The 16,970-nt window shown below is 73.7% G+C and carries 15 protein-coding genes and 1 riboswitch; of the genes, 11 read left to right on the forward strand and 4 right to left on the reverse strand.

What is annotated here, in order from left to right; genetic code table 11:
- Positions 1-26 precede the first annotated feature (26 nt).
- A riboswitch (SAM riboswitch) is annotated at positions 27-135 on the reverse strand.
- A 30-nt stretch (positions 136-165) separates the two neighbouring features.
- Together ETU37_RS21970 and pepN are read right to left on the reverse strand one after the other, a co-directional pair.
- On the reverse strand, positions 166-663 hold the full coding sequence (locus tag ETU37_RS21970) for a VOC family protein (RefSeq protein WP_129989458.1): 498 nt from the start codon (positions 661-663) through the stop codon (positions 166-168).
- A gap of 55 nt (positions 664-718) precedes the next feature.
- Positions 719-3,187 (reverse strand): aminopeptidase N, encoded by a 2,469-nt coding sequence (gene pepN / locus ETU37_RS21975; RefSeq protein WP_129989459.1) that lies wholly within the window; start codon positions 3,185-3,187, stop codon positions 719-721.
- Between the two features lie 114 nt (positions 3,188-3,301).
- Between pepN and ETU37_RS21980 the strand changes: the two genes are divergently transcribed.
- The 4 genes from ETU37_RS21980 to ETU37_RS21995 all read left to right on the forward strand — a co-directional run bounded on the left by ETU37_RS21980 (position 3,302) and on the right by ETU37_RS21995 (position 7,194).
- Positions 3,302-4,927, forward strand: a complete 1,626-nt coding sequence (locus tag ETU37_RS21980; protein ID WP_129989546.1) for a nuclease-related domain-containing DEAD/DEAH box helicase — start codon at positions 3,302-3,304, stop codon at positions 4,925-4,927.
- A gap of 119 nt (positions 4,928-5,046) precedes the next feature.
- The gene (locus ETU37_RS21985; protein ID WP_129989460.1) at positions 5,047-6,417 is read left to right on the forward strand and encodes a T3SS (YopN, CesT) and YbjN peptide-binding chaperone 1; all 1,371 of its coding nucleotides are present in this window, start codon (positions 5,047-5,049) and stop codon (positions 6,415-6,417) included.
- Entirely contained in the window at positions 6,414-6,611 is a 198-nt protein-coding gene (locus tag ETU37_RS21990; protein WP_129989461.1) for a hypothetical protein, read from the forward strand. The genes ETU37_RS21985 and ETU37_RS21990 overlap by 4 nt, the downstream gene beginning before the upstream one ends.
- A 31-nt stretch (positions 6,612-6,642) precedes the next feature.
- Positions 6,643-7,194 (forward strand): hypothetical protein, encoded by a 552-nt coding sequence (locus ETU37_RS21995; RefSeq protein ID WP_129989462.1) that lies wholly within the window; start codon positions 6,643-6,645, stop codon positions 7,192-7,194.
- A gap of 10 nt (positions 7,195-7,204) precedes the next feature.
- Here ETU37_RS21995 and ETU37_RS22000 read toward each other — a convergent pair whose 3' ends face one another.
- Positions 7,205-7,732 (reverse strand): ScoMcrA-related endonuclease, encoded by a 528-nt coding sequence (locus ETU37_RS22000; protein ID WP_129989463.1) that lies wholly within the window; start codon positions 7,730-7,732, stop codon positions 7,205-7,207.
- A gap of 64 nt (positions 7,733-7,796) precedes the next feature.
- Here ETU37_RS22000 and ETU37_RS22005 point away from each other — a divergent pair, with 64 nt between their 5' ends.
- Positions 7,797-9,161, forward strand: a complete 1,365-nt coding sequence (locus tag ETU37_RS22005) for a M20 family metallopeptidase (protein ID WP_129989464.1) — start codon at positions 7,797-7,799, stop codon at positions 9,159-9,161.
- 52 nt (positions 9,162-9,213) lie between these two features.
- Positions 9,214-10,827, forward strand: a complete 1,614-nt coding sequence (locus ETU37_RS22010; RefSeq protein WP_129989465.1) for an AbgT family transporter — start codon at positions 9,214-9,216, stop codon at positions 10,825-10,827.
- Here the strand turns inward: ETU37_RS22010 and ETU37_RS22015 are convergent, their stop codons facing one another.
- Positions 10,828-11,775 (reverse strand): pirin family protein, encoded by a 948-nt coding sequence (locus ETU37_RS22015; protein WP_240755888.1) that lies wholly within the window; start codon positions 11,773-11,775, stop codon positions 10,828-10,830.
- A gap of 108 nt (positions 11,776-11,883) precedes the next feature.
- Between ETU37_RS22015 and ETU37_RS22020 the strand changes: the two genes are divergently transcribed.
- The 5 genes from ETU37_RS22020 to ETU37_RS22040 are packed head-to-tail and all read left to right on the forward strand — an operon-like array spanning position 11,884 to position 16,946.
- Complete coding sequence (locus ETU37_RS22020) at positions 11,884-12,900, forward strand: Lrp/AsnC family transcriptional regulator (RefSeq protein ID WP_129989466.1); 1,017 nt, start codon at positions 11,884-11,886, stop codon at positions 12,898-12,900.
- Positions 12,900-13,826, forward strand: a complete 927-nt coding sequence (locus ETU37_RS22025) for a polysaccharide deacetylase family protein (RefSeq protein ID WP_129989467.1) — start codon at positions 12,900-12,902, stop codon at positions 13,824-13,826. Before ETU37_RS22020 ends, ETU37_RS22025 begins: the two co-directional genes overlap by 1 nt.
- On the forward strand, positions 13,823-15,130 hold the full coding sequence (locus tag ETU37_RS22030; protein ID WP_129989468.1) for an MFS transporter: 1,308 nt from the start codon (positions 13,823-13,825) through the stop codon (positions 15,128-15,130). Before ETU37_RS22025 ends, ETU37_RS22030 begins: the two co-directional genes overlap by 4 nt.
- Positions 15,127-15,936, forward strand: a complete 810-nt coding sequence (locus ETU37_RS22035; protein ID WP_206054115.1) for an SDR family NAD(P)-dependent oxidoreductase — start codon at positions 15,127-15,129, stop codon at positions 15,934-15,936. Before ETU37_RS22030 ends, ETU37_RS22035 begins: the two co-directional genes overlap by 4 nt.
- The gene (locus ETU37_RS22040; RefSeq protein WP_129989469.1) at positions 15,933-16,946 is read left to right on the forward strand and encodes a ketopantoate reductase family protein; all 1,014 of its coding nucleotides are present in this window, start codon (positions 15,933-15,935) and stop codon (positions 16,944-16,946) included. The genes ETU37_RS22035 and ETU37_RS22040 overlap by 4 nt, the downstream gene beginning before the upstream one ends.
- Positions 16,947-16,970 lie beyond the last annotated feature (24 nt).

Here is a 16,970-nt window from a genome sequence, read left to right on the forward strand (position 1 = left end):
CGGGTCTCGTGGACCCGCGCAGGGAGGGTCCGCTGTTCCGCGGCCGGGCGGCCGCGGCGGGTCGTCCTCCGGGGCACCCGCAGCGGTGCGGGTTGCCGCCCAGCCAGCCGGGGCTTCGCGCTGGGGCTCGTGACCTGGGGAGAGGCTAGCGGTGACCGGGGACGGTCATAGGACGACGAGGTCGTACATCTCCCCGAGCGGGTCCGCGATCAGCTCGATCCGGGCACCGTCGGGGTCGGTGAAGTACATCGACGTGCCGCTCTCCAGCACGTACCCGACGCCGGCCTCGTCGAGCTTGCCGCGCAGGTGCTCCCAGCGTTCGGGCTCGACGGAGATGGCGAGGTGGTGCAGGCCGCCCAGCACCTCGGCGTAGGGCCCGAGGTCGAGGCCGGGCAGGTCGAAGAACGCCAGCAGGTTGCGGTTGCCGATGTCGAAGAAGAAGTGCGTGGAGCCGGGGTAGTCCCGGTTCTCGACGACCTCGGTCAGCGGGAACTCCAGCACGCCCTGGTAGAAGCGGATCGTGCGCGCGACGTCGGCGCAGATCAGCGCGGTGTGGTGCAGTCCGCGCGCCGAGGACGCCGGTCGGTCGTCGGTGCGGAGGTGCTCGTCGCGCAGCCGGGTCCGGTTCCGCGCGAGCTCGTCGAGGTCGGCAGGGGTGAGCATGCGTCACGGTCGCACCCCGGAGCGGGTCGGCGGAATGGCCCGATCGAGCGGGTCGTCACCGACCGATCGCCCGGGCCGCCAGCATCCGCCGTACGACGTCGGCGCGCTCGCGCACGCGGTTGCGCACCACGTCGAGGACATCCGGGCGCGCGGCGGCGTCGAGCAGCCGGTCGAGGTACGCCGCGTCGACGCCGACGACCGGGAACAGCGTGACGGTGATGAACCCGGCGTACTTCGAGCCGAACCGCGCCAGCCCCGGCAGCGCGGCGAGGAACTCGTCGGGCAGGCCGGCCACCGCGGGCTCCTGGCCCGCCACCCACACGGCGTGCGCCACGGCGCGGACACCCGGGAAGCCCAGGCGGGTCGGGTCGGTGAGCACGGCTTCCCAGCCCTCCCGCTTCGCCGCGGCGGCGGGCCGGCTGACCCGCGCGACGAGGGCGGACTGCCACGCGTCGGGGTTGCGGTCGCGACGCTCCAGCGCGTCGGCCTCGGTGAGGTCGAGCCGGCCGAGCTCCGCCAGCCGGGTGAGCCGGCGCCACTGGAGGTCGACGTCGTCGGGGCGGTCGGCGGCGACGCGGTCGAGGGTGGCGAGCTGCTGCTCGGTGGTCGCGGTGGCGGCCAGGCCGCGGGCTGCCGTCTGCCGGTGGTCGGGATGGTCGAGCAGACCGGTCGAGGCGTCGGCGAGCAGGGTGGTGAGGCGCGCACGGTCGGGTGCGGGCGCCCACTGCTCGGCGGTCTGGCGGGCGAGGGTGAGGACGGGCTCGACGACGCTGCCGGCGGTCTCGGTGCGGAGCACGCCGGCCGCGGTGGTGACGACGGCGTCGGCGCCGAGGAGCGCTCGGTTCATCAGGCCCCAGGCGGTGGTGACGGCGAGCGCGCGGTCGACGGGCCGGGGGAGTGCGCCGGCGTGCCGGGTGAGCAGGGCCAGCGACGAGTCGTCCGGTTGGGTCGCCGCGAAGGTGTGGTCGCCGGCGTTGAGCAGCACCAGCGCGTCGGTGGGTACGTCGTCGATCCGGACCTGCCCGGACAGCTCCACGTCGTGCCGGGCCCGGAGGGTGAGCACCTCGTCGCGGACGTCGTACACCGCGACGTCGAGGCGGTGCGTGAGCGGCCCGCGGCCGGCCGGTGGCTCGACCTCCAGGGCGACGCTCTCGCCGTCCCGACACGCGACCACGAGGTCCGTGCCCGCGGTGCCGAGCCAGCCGTCGACCCAGGGGGTCAGGTCGCGCCCGGTGGCGTCCTCGACCGCGCCGACCAGGTCGTCGAGCGTGGTGTTCTGCCAGGCGTGCTTGGCGAAGTAGCCCTGCAGGGCGGCGACGAACGCGTCCTCGCCGACCAGGTGCACGAGCTGGCGCAGCACCGAGGCGCCCTTGGGGTAGGTGATGGCGTCGACGGTGCTGCGGGTCGCCTCCACGTCGGGGATGTCGCGCTGGATCGGGTGCGTGGTGGGTGCCAGGTCGGCGGCGTACGCCCGGACCTTGTCGTTCACGGCGTCCGCGGCCCACACGTCGGCGAACTCCGTGACCCGCTCGGCGGCCCAGTGGCAGGCCCACTCCGCGAACGACTCGTTGAGCCACAGGTCGTCCCACCAGCGCATCGTGACCATGTCGCCGAACCACATGTGCGCCATCTCGTGCAGCAGCACCCGGGTGCGTCGCTCGCGCTCGGCCGCGGTCGGCGGGGTGCGGTAGAGGAACGTGTCGACCCAGGTGACCGAGCCGTAGTTCTCCATCGCGCCCGCGCCGAAGTCCGGCACGAACACCTGGTCGTAGCGGCGCTGCGGGAACGGCAGCGCGAACTGCTCGCCGAAGAACGTCAGCCCCGCCGCCGTCGTCGCGAACAGCTCCTCCGCGTCGCGCTCCAGCGCCTCGACCAGGGAGCGACGCGAGAACAGGCCGAGGTCGTAGCCGCCGCGTTCGCTGCGCAGCTCGTGGAACGGGCCTGCGTTGCAGACGACGTTGTACGTCGACAGGGGCGGCGTGTCCGCGAACCGCCAGGTGCGCGTCGCGCCCTCGCCCGTCACCTCGGCGGCGCCGCTGTTGCTCGTCGCGACCCATCGCTCCGGCACGACGGCCGTGACGGCGAAGACGGCCTTGAGGTCCGGCTGGTCGAAGCAGGCGAACACCCGCCGCGCCTCGTCCGGCTCGAACGTGGTCCACACGTAGACCTCCCCGTCGACCGGGTCGACCACGCGGTGCACACCGAGCGCGCTCGACGTCTCGCGCTGGACCGAGCGGACCACCAGCTCGTTGTGCGCGGCCAGGTCGGTGAGCCGGATCCGGTCACCCTCCACGGCGCCGGCCGGCAGCGGTGCGCCGTTCAGCGACGCATCGACGACCTCCGCCTGGCAGTCAACGAACGTCGTGGCGCCCGGGGTGGCCGCGAACGTGACGCGCGCCGTGGTGCGCAGCGCGTCCCCGTCGAGCAGGTCGGTGAAATCGAGCTCGACGTCGTACCTCCCGACGTCGAGGCCGGCGGCGCGCTCCGCCGCCTCGGTCCGCTTCAGGCTCGTGGGTGCGCTCACCCGGCCGAACCTACGCGAGCCGGTTCACCGGACGCCGGCCGGTCGCGGCCGGTAGCGTCGGCGGTCCGCGAGGACGGGCCTCGCGACGGGGGAACGAGGTGGGTCGTGCCGATCATGGTCCCGGAGGCGCCGTCGTTCACGACCTCCAGCGAGCGCGAGGTCTGGGAGCTGCTCCGCGAGCAGCTCGGCGACGACGACCTGCTGATCAGCGGGCAGCGGATCTCGGCGCGCGACAAGGACCACGAGATCGACATCTGCGTGGCGTTCGCCGACGCCGGCATCGTCGTGGTGGAGGTCAAGGGCGGCCAGGTCTGGTACGACGACGGCTGGTGGATCGACCGGCGCGGGCGCGAGGACCGCATCGACCCGATCACCCAGGCCCGCGAGGCGCAGTACGCCCTGCGCGGCTGGCTCGACCGCGACCCCCGCTGGGGCTCCCGGTCCGGGCTGCGCTGGGGCCACGCCCTGGTGCTGCCGCACACCAAGATCGCCGAGGACTTCGGCACGCCCGACGCGCAGCGCTGGCAGGTCGCCGGCCGCGACGACATGGACGGCCTCGCCGACTTCCTCCGTCGCGTGGTCACCGGGCAGACCAACAACAAGCGGATGCTGACGTTGGACGACGTCGACGCGCTCCGCGAGGCGCTGGCCGGTCGCGGGCTCCCGCAGCGCGACCTGATCGGGTTCGCCGCCGAGCGCGACGACGAGGTCGAACGGCTCAGCGCCGAGCAGGCGGTGATCCTGAGGGCGGCCCGGCTGCTGAACCGGGTCGAGGTCCGCGGCGGCGCCGGCAGCGGCAAGACCTGGCTGGCCGTCGAGCAGGCGCGGCGGCTGAGCCGGGAGGGCAAGCGGGTCGCGCTCACCTGCTACTCCCGCGGCCTGGCCGCCTGGCTCGAGCGCCGGGTGGCCACGTTGCCGCGCCGGGAGCGTCCGGCGTACGTGGGCACCTTCCACAACCTCGGCGTGGAGTGGGGCGCGCCGACCGGCAGCGAGGACGACAGCCACTTCTGGGAGGTCGAGCTGCCCACCCGGATGGTCGACCTCGGCCGCGAGCAGCCCGAGGGCCGGCTCTACGACGCGCTCGTGATCGACGAGGCGCAGGACTTCGCCGACCTCTGGTGGCCGGCCGCGCTGGCCGCGCTCAAGGACGAGGAGACCGGCGGCCTCTTCGTGTGCACCGACGAGGGGCAGCGGGTCTTCTCCCGGTACGGCGGCCCGCCGCCCGGCCTGGTCCCGCTGGTGCTCGACCAGAACCTGCGCAACACCCGCCAGATCGCCGAGAGCTTCTCGACGCTCGCGCCGATCCGGATGCGGCTGGGCACCGCCAACGGTCCCGACGTCACCTTCGTCGAGTGCCCGACCACCGACGCGCTGGACGTGGCCGAGGACCACGTCGACTGGATGCTCGACGCGGGCTGGCGGCCCGAGGACCTCGCCCTGCTCACGACCGGGTCGCGCTCGGCCGAGCAGCGGCTCCGGCAGGAGGCCGGTGCGGACGCCTACTGGAGCACCTTCTGGGACCACGAGCAGGTGTTCTACGGCCACGTGCTCGGGTTCAAGGGGCTCGAGCGGCCGGCCGTGATCCTCGCGCTCAACGAGACCACGATCAGCGAGCGGTCGAAGGAGCGGCTCTACGTCGGGCTCTCGCGGGCCCGCGACCAGCTGCTCGTCGTCGGCGACCCCGACTTCGTCGCCGAGGTCGGAGGGCCGGCGGTGCTCCGGCACCTGCGCGGCGGCTGACCCGCTGACCCACCCCGTCCACGGTCGGCCCGCCTGCCCGAAACTGTCGGTGGTCGGGCCTACGGTGTAACCATCAGGGCCGGTCGGGGGGACCGGCCCGGGGTCGATCGGGGGGATCGATGAGCGTTTTCTGGACCCTGGACGGTGCCGGCGACGACGCCTGGGCGGCCTTCCGCCGGCGGCTGGCCGACCACGTCGCCGCGATGGCCGACCACGACATCCTGGTCGTCGAGGCCGAGCGCGGCGAGGACGTGCCGTTCGCCGACGACCTCGGCGGGGCCGAGCCCTACGTGCAGTTCCTGGGGCACGGCGACGGCCGGGTGCACGCCGAGGTGTCGTCCAACGCCTGGCTCCGCCCGGGGCGGCTGCTCGACGCGGCGTCGGTCGACGCGCTGGTCGCGCTCGGCTGGACGGCACCCGGCGACGAGGACGACGCCAACTTCACCGAGGACGCGCCGACCGGCGAGGCCGACCGGCTGGCGGTGATGGCCGTGGCGGCGCTGCGCGACGTGTTCGGCGTGCCGCACCCGGCCTTCCTGCTGGCCGAGGGCCTGGAGGTGGAGCGGGGCGCGACCCGGTACGTCGAGCACGACCCCGACGACGTACCCGCGACGGGCGACGAGCCGACGGCCACCCGTCCGGCCGACCGCGACGAGCTGGTCGCGCTCGTCGACGGCGCGCTCACGCCCGTGTTCGGACACGAGCCGCACCGCGACGACGACGGTGACATCCCGGTGACGGCCGGCACCGCGACGGTGTTCGTGCGGGTGCGCGACGACATGCCCGTCGTGGAGATCTTCTGCCGTGTGGTGCACGGGATCGAGGACCACGACGCCGCGCTGTTCGAGGTCAACGAGCTCAACAACGAGCACCGGCTGATCTCGTTCGCCGTGGTGGGCGACGCGGTGATGGCCGAGATCCTCGTCCCCGCGCTGCCGTTCGCGCCCGCGCACCTGCGCGACATGCTCGAGGTGATGTGCGGCACCGTGGACCGCGTCGCGCCGGCCCTCGCGCGCCGGGTCGGCGGCGGCGTCGAGCGCGAGCCGGAGGCCGAGGCGGACCCGGAGCTCGAGCCCGACGACGGCCTGACCGACGACGTCCTGCTCGACGAGGACGTCCTGGCCGACCTGTTCGACCTCGCGCCGCCCGAGCCCGAGGCGGTGCGGCTGCTCCGGCAGCTCGACCTCGACGCGCCCGGGACCCTCACGCCGAGCCTGGTCGCCGAGGTGTGCGACTGGGACCGCTCCACCGTGCTCGCGGTGATCGAGTGGTGCGAGGCGTCCGAGGACGACGAGGCCGCCGCGTGGCTGCGGCTGCTGCGGCGCACCCTTCGGCACGTCCTCGAGCGCCAGGCGGCCCGCCGCACCGGCGACCGCCCGCGGCGCCACCGGCAGCCCGACGTGACGCTGCCCGGCCTCGACGACGTGTCGCCCGAGGGGCCCGGCCTGTTCGGCGCGGGCACCACCTGGTCCGAGGGTGGTCGCGCGTGACCGAGTGGCCGCTGCCCGGCAGCTGTCCGGCCTGCGGCAGCGGTGACGTCCACGTGCTCGCCTTCGGGATGCCGCTCCCCGAGGAGGTGGCGGCCGCCCCACCGTGGGTGTGGTTCATCGGTTGCGTCGTCGACGGTCCCGAGGACCGGCACTGCCTGCGCTGCCGCAACCGCTGGGTGGCGTCACCGGCCTGATCACGGCGCATCCGCGGATTAGGGTCGACACATGGCCGGGCGCGACGACGAGGAACGGATCCGTCGTGCCCGCGAGCAGGCCGACCGCATCCGCGGGCGGGCGTCCCGGCGCGAGCGGGTGCCCGGACCGGAACACAAGGCCCGCGACCTCCCCGACGGCTGGTCGCGCGTCCGGGTGACCGCGGCGCAGCGACGCGCGGCCCGGGTCGACCAGGTGCTCGTCGGGCCCGGCGGCGTCGTGGTCGTGGCCGAGGCGCAGCCGTCGTTCGCGGCGCATCCCGACCTCGGGCACGAGCCGGTCACGACGTGTGCGGCCACCGACCTCGGCTCGACGCTCGCCGGCTTGCCGGCGGTGCTGGACAAGGCCCACGTCGAGGCGGCCCGGGTGCGCGTCGAGGCGGCCCTGCGGTCGCTCGACACCGGGTTCGCCGACCACCGCGAGAGCGCGACGGGGCGGTCCGCCGACGAGACCCGGTCCCGGGTGCCGGCCGTGGTCGCGGCCGCGCTGGTCGTCGTGCTCGTCGCGCTGATGGCGCTGGCCGCGTCCGGGCTCGCCGACCGGGTCGGCGAGCTGACCGGTTGACCGGCCGACGTCAGTCGCAGTTGTCGCAGATGCCGGTCGCCGGCAGCGCCATGAAGCAGGTCGGGCAGATCTTGGCCGGCGCGTCCGCGGGCTTGGCCCGCTTGGGGGCCGCGGGCGCCGCCGTGCGCGTCGCGCGGGGAGCACGCGGGGTCTTGGCAGCTCCCGACGAGGCCGACCCGCTCGCCCGGCCGGACCCGCCGGACCCGCTCGACCCCGTGCTCGACGACGCGCGCCGGGTGGGGCGGGGCAGGTTCGCCATCGCGTCCTCGTCCACGACCACGTCGAAGCCGAGCGTCTTCAGCACCTGGGCCGCGGCCGGCTCGTCGAGGTCCGCGGCGTCGACCCCGCGCCCGGACGCCTGGACGTACGCGACGCCCAGCACCGCGATCGGGTCGAACTCCTGCCCGCCGTACCAGAGGGTCGACGCCTTGGCCCGCCGGAACCGGTAGCGCGCCAGGAACTCCGACGGCCCCAACCGGACGCCCTCGGCGAGGACGGCGGCGACGTGGGAGCGGGCGACGAGGGACCAGTCGGGCATGGTCCCCAGCCTAGGTCGGGCGGACGGGTGGCGGTTCGGCGGCATCTCTCCTAGCGTGGCGGCGATGTCCGACCACGAACTCGGCGTGCCGGCACCGCTCGCCCCCTCCACCGCCTACCTCGACCGCGTCGAGGAGGAGACCGCCCGCCGTGCCGCGCGCACGGCGCCGCTGACGTCGCCGCACGCCGGCGCCCCGGAGCCGCTGACCAAGGCCGTCGCGGGCCACGTCGACGACCTGGCCGCGGACCTGCACGCACTGGTCCACGCGCTGCACGCGGAGCCGGAGACGGCGTTCGCCGAGCACGCCTCCGCCCGGCGGATCGCCGACCTGCTCGGGCGGCACGGGATCGACGCGACGGCCGGGGTGCACGGGCTGGAGACCGCGGTCCGCGCCGAGGTGACCAGCGCCGGGTTCGACCCGGCCCGGCACCGCACCGTCGCGGTGCTGGGGGAGTACGACGCCCTCCCGGAGATCGGCCACGGCTGCGGTCACAACGTGATCGCCGCGACCGCGGTCGGCGCGACCATCGCGCTCGCCCGGCTGCTCGACCAGGACCCGTCGGCGTTCCAGGGCCGGGTGGTCTTCCTCGGCACGCCCGCGGAGGAGGGCCACACCGGCAAGGAGTACCTCGCCCGCGAGGGCGCGTTCGACGGCCTCGACGCCGCGATCATGGTGCACCCGTACGGCGAGGACGTCGCCGAGCAGGTCTGGCTCGGCCGGCGCGTGCTGACGGCGACGTACACCGGGGTCTCGGCGCACGCCAGCGCGCAACCGTTCATGGGACGCAACGCCCTCGACGCGGCGAGCCTGGCCTACCAGGGCATCGGCGTGCTGCGGCAGCAGGTCCCGCCGGTCGACCGGGTGCACGCGATCGTCACCGAGGGCGGCGCCCGTCCCTCGGTGATCCCGCGGACCGCCCGGATGGACCTCTACGTCCGGTCGAAGTACGCCGAGACGCTCAAGGACCTCAGCCGCCGGGTCGAGGACGTGCTGCGCGGCGCGGCCCTGATGGCCGGGGTCGACGTCGAGATCGACTGGGACACCCACCCGCCCTCGCTGCCGGTCCGCGCGAACGACCCGCTGACCGAGCGGTGGGCGCTGACCCAGCAGGCGCGGGGCCGCGCGCCGCTGCCCGCCGGCGTCATCTCCGAGACGATCGCGGCCTCGACCGACTTCGGCAACGTGAGCTACCGGGTGCCCGGCATCCACCCGCTGATCAAGATCGCCGGCCTCGACACCGCGTTGCACACCCCGGAGTTCGCCGAGGCGGCGGGCTCCCCGGAGGCCGAGCGGGCCGCGACCGACGGCGCCTACGGGCTCGCCGTCACCGCCCTCGACCTGCTTCTCGACGACGACCTGGCCACGGCAGTGAAGGAGGAGTTCGACAGCGCCGGCGGCGCCATCGACGTCGCCCACTACTTCGACTGACCCTCGACTGGCAGTCGACTGACGCACCGCATCCATCTCGGGAGACGCGCACATGTCAGACACACGCTTCAACCAGTCCGGCCCGGACACCGAGCCGAAGGTCTTCGGCGACCGGTTCCTCTCCGCCCTCGAACGCGCGGGCAACCGGCTGCCGCAGCCGTTCAACCTGTTCCTCTACCTGTTCCTGCTCGTCGGCGTCGTCTCGACGGTGCTGGCCTGGGCCGACGTGACCGTCACCGTGCCCGGCACCGACGACCCGGTCGCGATCCAGGGGCTGTTCACCGGCCCCGGCCTGGCCTGGTTCACCGCGAACCTCGGCCCGAACTTCATCGAGTTCCCGCCGCTGGTCACCGTCGTCACGATCCTGCTGGCCATCGGCATCGCCGAGAAGACCGGCTTCCTCTCCGCCGGCATCCGCACCGCGATCGGCGCCTCGCCGCGCTGGATGCTGCCGTACGCCGTCGGCTTCGTCGGCGTGGTCGGCTCGATCATGGCCGACTCCGCGTTCGTGGTGGTCCCGCCGCTGGCCGCGATGGCGTTCAAGGCCGCGGGCCGGCACCCGATGGCCGGCCTGCTCGGCGGGTTCGCGGCCGTCGGCGCCGGCTACTCGACCAGCATCTTCCCGACGTCGCTCGACGCCCTCTTCGCGGGCATCACCACCGCGGTCGTGCCGACCGTCCCGCTGCTCGAGCAGTTCGCCGCGCCGGTGAACCCGCTCTCGAACTACTTCTTCAACGTCGTCGCCTCGGTCGTCCTCGCCCTCGTCGCGGGGCTGCTGATCGACCGCGTGCTGGAGCCCCGGATGACGCGGCTCGACGTGCCCCGCGACGAGATCGTCGACGAGGACGAGGACGGTACGGCGATCCGCGACACCGACGAGGTCACCACCACGCTCACGCGCGAGGAGCGCCGTGGGCTCGTCGCGGCCGTCGTCGCGCTCGTCGTGGTTGCCGTGGTCATGGTCGTCGCGGTCCTGCTGCCGATGTCGCCGTGGCGCAACGAGGACGGCAACTACCTGCCGGAGTCACCCCTGCTCGACTCGATCGTCTTCGTGGTCTTCACGTTCTTCGCCGTCGGCGGCTTCGTCTACGGCAAGGTCGCGCGGACGATCGACGGGCTGGGGGACGTGCCGCGGCTGATGGGCGCCGCGGTGAAGGACATGGTCCCGTTCATCGTGCTGGCCTTCATCCTCGGCCAGTTCATCGCGCTCTTCGACTGGTCGGGCGTGGGGTCGGGCATCGCCGTCGCGGGCGCCGACGGCCTGCAGTCGATCGGGCTGACCGGCGTACCGGTGATCCTGCTGTTCGTCCTGCTCTGCTCGGTGCTGAACCTGTTCATCGTGTCCGGGTCGTCGATGTGGACGCTGATGGCGGCGGTGTTCGTCCCGATGTTCGGGCTGATCGGCTACGAGCCGGCGTTCGTGCAGGCGGCGTTCCGGATCGGCGACTCGGCGACACAGATCATCACGCCGCTCAACCCGTACATGATCGTGCTGCTCACGTTCGTCCGCCGCTACGAGCCGGATGCCGGGCTCGGCACGCTGATGGCGCGGCTGTTCCCGTTCGTCATCCCGTTCTGGGTGGTGTGGGCGGTGATCCTGCTGGTCTTCTACGGCTTCGACCTACCGTTGGGGCCGGGCAACGACATCCACGTGCAACGCGGCTGATCAGCCCCAGGCGCTCGCGTCCGTCGCGGCCGGGTGCAGCTCGCGCGGCTTGAGCCGCACGCCCGGCAGCGGGGGAGCGGGCAGCCGCTGGGTGCCGCCGACGTACCCCTCGACCCGGCCGAACCGGTCCGACTCGCTCTCCCAGTCCTCACGTGCCTGCACGACCTCGTCGTGGGAGCCGCCGACGAAGTTCCACCACATCACCAGGTCGTCGTCGTACGGCGTCCCGCCGAGCAGCAGGGCGCGGGCCGGCTCCGGCCCGTCGTTGGCGACGGTGAGCCGGTCCCGGCCGGCCGGCAGGTAGCCGAGCTGGGCGCGCTCCAGGGTCGTGTCCTGAAGCCGCACGTCGTCGCCGGCGTCGACCAGCAGCCCGTGCTCGAAGGCCGGGTCGACCTCGAACGTCACCGCCGCGGCCGGCGGCAGCACGAGCTCCGCGCCCAGCAGCGGCGAGTGCGTCGGCACCGGCGACGTCGAGCCGGCCAGGCTGCCGAGCAGGACGCGCACGGTCACGCCGTCGACCTCGAGGGCCTGCGGCACGTGGTGCGCGAAGTCGCGCTTCACGCCGCGGGCCGCCGCAGGCAGGGCGAGCCAGAGCTGGACGCCGTGCAGCACCGTCGTGCCCGCGGTCGACACCTCCGAGTGCGCGACCCCGTGCCCGGCGGTCATCAGGTTGAGCTCGCCGGGCCGGACGGTCGCGACCACGCCGACGGTGTCGCGGTGCTGGATCTCGCCGGTGAACAGCCAGCTCACCGTCTGGAGGCCGGTGTGCGGGTGCGGCGGGACGTCCATGCCGCCGGTGGTCGCGACGTCATCGGGACCGTAGTGGTCGACGAAGCACCAGGCGCCGATGAGCGACCGGGCGCGCTGCGGGAGGGTGCGGCGCACCGTCATCGCGCGTGGCCCGCCGAGGGGCACGTCGCGGGCGGTGAGGATCTCGACGTCGTCCACGCGCCCATCGTGGCACGGCGGTGGCACGCCTCAGTCACGGAGGGCCGCGCGACGATTTCCCGCATCTGAGCATTGACAATGGGGATTCCAGTCACCCAAGGTAAAGAGATGCCCGGTTATCCCCACCTGGACGCCGCCGATCGGCAGATCGCGGCGGCGCTGCAGGTCAACGGCCGCGCGTCGTGGCGCCGGATCGCCTCCGCGCTGCACGCGCCGGAGTCGACGGTGACCCGGCGCGGCCAGCAGCTGCTCGCCGACCGGGCGGTGGCCGTGACCGGCGTGCTGGACCACCTGCGCTGCGGCCTGGGGGTGTCGGTCTACGTCCGGCTGCGGGCCCGGCCCGGTCGCGCGCTCGAGGTGGCCCGCGCCGTCGCGGCGCACCCGCGCCCGCGCTTCGTCGCCGTGGTCACCGGCTCCTACGACGTCACCGCCGAGGTCGTGGTCGACAGCCACCGCGACATCCTCCGGGTCATCGGCGAGTTCGAGGCGATCGACGACGTCGTGGAGACCGAGTCGGTCCTCGTGATCCGCAAGTTCAGCGCCTTCGAGGAGTGGTCGCCGCACCTGCTCGACGGCGCAGCCGTCGACGAGCTGCGCGCCGGCCGGGAGGTCGTGGACTACGCGCACCGCGCCTGGACCGAGCCCGAGCGGCTCACCGAGTCCGAGCTGGCGATCGCCCACGTGCTGGCCGCCGACGGGCGGGCGAGCTACGCGACGATCGCCCAGCAGGTCGGGGTCAGCGAGTCCACCGCCGCACGCCGGGTGGAGTCGCTCGTCGAGCGCGGCTGCCTGCGCTTCCGCACCCTGTTCGAGTCGCCGGTCCTCGGCTACGACGTCGAGTTCCTGCTCTGGCTCACCGTCGACCCGGCCCACATCGAGGAGGTCGGCGAGCGCCTGGCCAAGCACCCCTCGACCCGCTACGTCTCCGCCGCCACCGGCCGGCACACGCTCATCGCCCAGGGCGTCCTGCCTGGGTACGGCGACCTCTACCCGTACACCACCGAGATCGTCGGCCGGCTGCCCGGCGTGCAGGCCGCGGACCTGACCCTCCACGTCCAGGCCCTCAAGCGCGCCTGGGTGCCCATCGACGACGACGGCCGCCCGCGGCCCGAAGGGGTGCACTGATGACGAGCGACTCGGCGACGCGCGCGGAGCCCTGGCAGTGGGACGAGCCGACCTGGCGCGGTCACGTCGAACGCGTGCGCGCGGGTGCCTCGCTGACGCCCGACCGCTGGCCCGGCGACACCTCCGTGGCCGTGGCGATCTCGTTCGACTCCGACCACGAGACCATTCCGCTGCGGGACGGCGAGACCAGCCCCGGCCTGCTGGCGGCGGGGGAGTACGGCGCCCGCGCCGCCGCGCCGAGGATCCTCCGCCTGCTCGCCGAGCTCGAGGTGCCCGCGTCGTTCTTCATGCCGGGCGTGTCCGCGCTGCTGCACCCCGCCGAGGTCGAGGCGTACGCCGCCGGAGGTCACGAGGTGGCGGTGCACGGCTGGATCCACGAGCGCAACACCCTGCTCGGCCACGCCGACGAGCTGGAGCTGACCGGTCGCGCGATGGACACCCTGGAGCGGCTCTCCGGCACCCGGCCGACCGGGATCAGGACGCCGAGCTGGGACTTCTCGGACCACACGCTCGACGTGATCCGCGAGCTCGGCTTCACCTACGACTCGTCGCTGATGGCCGACGACGAGCCCTACCTCATCCTCGCCGACGGCCAGGACACCGGCGTCGTCGAGATCCCCGTCGAGTGGATCCGCGACGACGCGCCGTACTTCATGATGCAGCGCTACTCCGGCCTCCGGCCCTACATGCCGCCGCGGTCGGCGCTGCAGATCTGGATCGACGAGTTCGACGCCGCCCGCGCCGAGGGCGGCCTCTTCCAGCTCACCCTGCACCCGCACGTGATCGGGCACCGGTCCCGGCTCGTCGTGCTGCGTGCCCTGCTCGAGCACATCCGTGCCCACGACGACGTCTGGTGGGCGACCCACGCCGACGTCGCCGACCTGCTGCGCCCCGGTCCGTCCACCTCGGGAGGAGACCCGTCATGACCACGCAGTCCACCGCGCCCGCGGCCGCCAGTCCCAAGCTCACCGGAGAGCAACGCAAGGCGATCGTCGCCGGCTCGATCGGCAACGCCGTCGAGTGGGTCGACTGGGCGCTCTACGCCACGCTCGCCCCGGTCTTCGCGAGCCAGTTCTTCGGCAGCGACGACCCGGCCGTCAACCTCCTGTCGACGCTGGCGATCTTCGCCGTCGGCTTCGTGATGCGCCCGATCGGTGGCGCGGTGCTCGGCGCCTACGCCGACCGCAACGGCCGCAAGAAGGGCCTGACGCTGACCATCGCGCTGATGGCCGGCGCCGCGCTGGTGATCGCCGTGGTCCCGACGTACTCCGCGATCGGCATCGCCGCACCGCTCGTCCTCCTGCTGGCCCGCCTCGTGCAGGGGTTCTCGGCGGGTGGCGAGTTCGGGTCCTCGTCGTCGTTCCTGGTCGAGTCCGCCGCCCCGGGACGCCGGGCCTTCGCCGGCTCGTGGCAACAGGTGTCGGTGGCCTCCGGCGTGCTGATCGCCTCCGGCACGGGCTACGTGCTCACCTCGACGCTGAGCGAGGAGGCGATGGCGTCGTACGGCTGGCGGATCGCCTTCGCCGTCGGCGGCCTGCTCGGCCTGGTCGGGCTGTGGCTGCGGGTGTCCGTCTCCGAGACCGAGAGCTTCACGCGCGCCTCCGAGTCGGGGCGCACGCAGCGGAAGCACCCGCTGGTCGGCATCCTCAAGGACCACCCGCTGGCTGCGCTGCGCGTCGTCGGGATCACCATCGCCGGCACGCTGCTGTACTACATCTGGCTCAACTACATGCCGGGCTACGCCAGCACCACCGGTGACGTCGAGCTGCAGGAGGGGCTGGCCGCCAACTTCATCGCGGTCGCGTTCTTCATGGTGCTGCTGCCGTTCGTGGCGCTGCTGTCGGACCGGATCGGTCGGAAGCCGACGATGTTCGGCTTCGCGTTCGGGTTCCTGCTGTTCGCCTACCCGGCGTTCCAGCTGCTCGACGGCGCCGGCTTCGGCACGCTGCTCGTCGTCGAGCTGATCGGCGTCGCGCTGCTCACCGGCTACTCCGCCAACTGCGCGGTGATCATGTCCGAGCAGTTCCCGCCGGAGGTGCGCTCGACCGGCATCGGTCTGCCGTACGCCGCCGCCGTCGCGCTCTTCGGCGGGACCGCGCCGTACATCACGACCTGGATGGCGGAGAACGGCTACCGCGACCTGACCTGGATGTACGTCGCGGCCGCGGCGCTGATCGGGTGCGTGGTCTACGCGACGATGCCGGAGACGAAGGACGAGGAGTTCGCGTGAGCACCCGCGTGACCGTCGCGAGGCACGTGCTGGTCACGGGCGCCGCGGGCGGTGTCGGCGCGGCCTGCGCCGCAGCCTTCGGGGCGAACGGCGACCACGTCACCGGCGTCGACGCGCGGGCCGAGCAGCTCGAGGCGTTGATGGCACGCCTGGCGTCGGAGCACGGAGTGCGCACCGCGGCGGAGGTCCTCGACCTGGCCGACCCGGAGTGCGGCGCGGTCGTGGCGCGGGCCGCCGAACGGCTCGGCCCGGTGGACGTGCTCGTCAACGCCGCCGGCATCTACCCCGCGACGCCGCTGGCGGACATGACGGCCGCGGCCTGGGACCGGGTGCAGCAGGTCAACGTCCGTGCGCCGGTCCTGCTGACCGTCGCGTTCGCGGCGCAGGGCAGGGGCGGTGCGGTCGTCAACATCAGCTCGGGTGCCGCGACCCGGGCCCGTCCCGGCGCCGCGCACTACTGCACCTCGAAGGCGGCCCTCGAGATGGCGACCAAGGCGTGCGCCGTCGAGCTCGCGTCCTCCGGGATCCGGGTCAACGCGGTCGCGCCCGGCTTCATCACGGTGGACAGCCCGGTCAACCCGGTCACCGACGCCTACCGCGACGCCGTGTCGCGCAACCCGCTCGGCCGGCCCGGTGAGGCCCACGAGGTCGCCGCCGCCGCCCTGTGGCTGGCGTCCGACGCGGCGTCGTTCACCACCGGGGCCGTGCTCCGCGTCGACGGGGGAGCGACGGCCGGCACCACCGACCTGCCCCTGCACCACGACCACGCGACACCCCTGCAGGTCGGAGGTGAGCTCGCCTCGTGAGCCATCACGACTACGCGATCGTCGGAGGCGGTGCCATCGGCGGGACCCTCGGCCACCACCTGGCCCGGACGGGCCACCGGGTGACCGTCGTCGACGCCGACCCGGGGCACGTCGCGGCGATCCGGGAGCACGGGCTGGCGATCGTCCGCGACGGCGAGCGCTCGGTCGTGCCCGTCGCCGCCGCCGTCACGCCCGACGAAGGCGGACCCGAGGTCGTCGACCGGGTGATCCTCGCGGTGAAGGCCCAGGCCACCGACGCCGCTCTCGCGTGGGTCGTCCCCCGGCTGTCCGCCGACGGCTTCGTCGTGTCCCTGCAGAACGGCCTCAACGAGGCCGCCATCGCCGACAGGGTCGGCGCCGACCGCACCGTCGGAGCCTTCGTCAACCTGTTCGCCGACGTCACCGGTCCGGGGGAGATCCGCGACGGGGGACTGGGTGCCCTCGTGATCGGCGAGCTCGACGGCACCGGGTCGGCACGGGTCCGGTCGGTCGTCGACGACCTCCAGGCCTGGGGGCCGGCCCGCGCGACGGGCAACGTCCACGGCTTCCTCTGGTCCAAGCTCGGCTTCGGCGCCATGCTCACCGCGACCGCGCTCGCCGACGCCCCGATGGCGGACCTCATCGACCGGCACCGCCCGGTCATGCACGCACTCGCCGCCGAGATCTTCGCGGTCGCCGCTGCGGAGGGCATCACCCTCGAGCAGTTCGACGCCTTCGACCCCGCGTCGTACGCCGGGAGCGACGCCGGCGCGCGGGAAGCCGCCACCGACCGCCTCGTCGCCTGGCTGCGCACCCAGTCCAAGGACCGCAGCGGCATCTGGCGCGACCTGGCCGTGCGGCGCCGGAGAACCGAGGTGCCGACGCACTACGGCGAGGTGATCCGGGTCGCCGGCCGGCTCGGGGTTCCGACCCCGCTCACCGAGCGGCTGCTCCGGCACATCCGCGAGCTCGAGGGCGGCGGCCCGATGGGCGAGGACCGCCTGGTCGACCTCGCCGCCCACCTGGGCTGACCGCCCACCGCCCCTCAACCTGCA

It is taken from the genome of Nocardioides iriomotensis (assembly GCF_004168035.1).
GTDB lineage: Bacteria > Actinomycetota > Actinomycetes > Propionibacteriales > Nocardioidaceae > Nocardioides_B > Nocardioides_B iriomotensis.

Excerpts from the sequence above, each read along its gene's own strand:
- ETU37_RS21970 (WP_129989458.1), bottom strand. The coding sequence starts at position 663 with ATGCTCACCCCTGCCGACCTCGACGAGCTCGCGCGGAACCGGACCCGG.
- ETU37_RS21980 (WP_129989546.1), top strand. The coding sequence starts at position 3,302 with ATGGTCCCGGAGGCGCCGTCGTTCACGACCTCCAGCGAGCGCGAGGTC.
- ETU37_RS21985 (WP_129989460.1), top strand. The coding sequence starts at position 5,047 with ATGAGCGTTTTCTGGACCCTGGACGGTGCCGGCGACGACGCCTGGGCG.
- ETU37_RS21995 (WP_129989462.1), top strand. The coding sequence starts at position 6,643 with ATGGCCGGGCGCGACGACGAGGAACGGATCCGTCGTGCCCGCGAGCAG.
- ETU37_RS22000 (WP_129989463.1), bottom strand. The coding sequence starts at position 7,732 with ATGCCCGACTGGTCCCTCGTCGCCCGCTCCCACGTCGCCGCCGTCCTC.
- ETU37_RS22005 (WP_129989464.1), top strand. The coding sequence starts at position 7,797 with ATGTCCGACCACGAACTCGGCGTGCCGGCACCGCTCGCCCCCTCCACC.
- ETU37_RS22010 (WP_129989465.1), top strand. The coding sequence starts at position 9,214 with ATGTCAGACACACGCTTCAACCAGTCCGGCCCGGACACCGAGCCGAAG.
- ETU37_RS22020 (WP_129989466.1), top strand. The coding sequence starts at position 11,884 with ATGCCCGGTTATCCCCACCTGGACGCCGCCGATCGGCAGATCGCGGCG.
- ETU37_RS22025 (WP_129989467.1), top strand. The coding sequence starts at position 12,900 with ATGACGAGCGACTCGGCGACGCGCGCGGAGCCCTGGCAGTGGGACGAG.
- ETU37_RS22030 (WP_129989468.1), top strand. The coding sequence starts at position 13,823 with ATGACCACGCAGTCCACCGCGCCCGCGGCCGCCAGTCCCAAGCTCACC.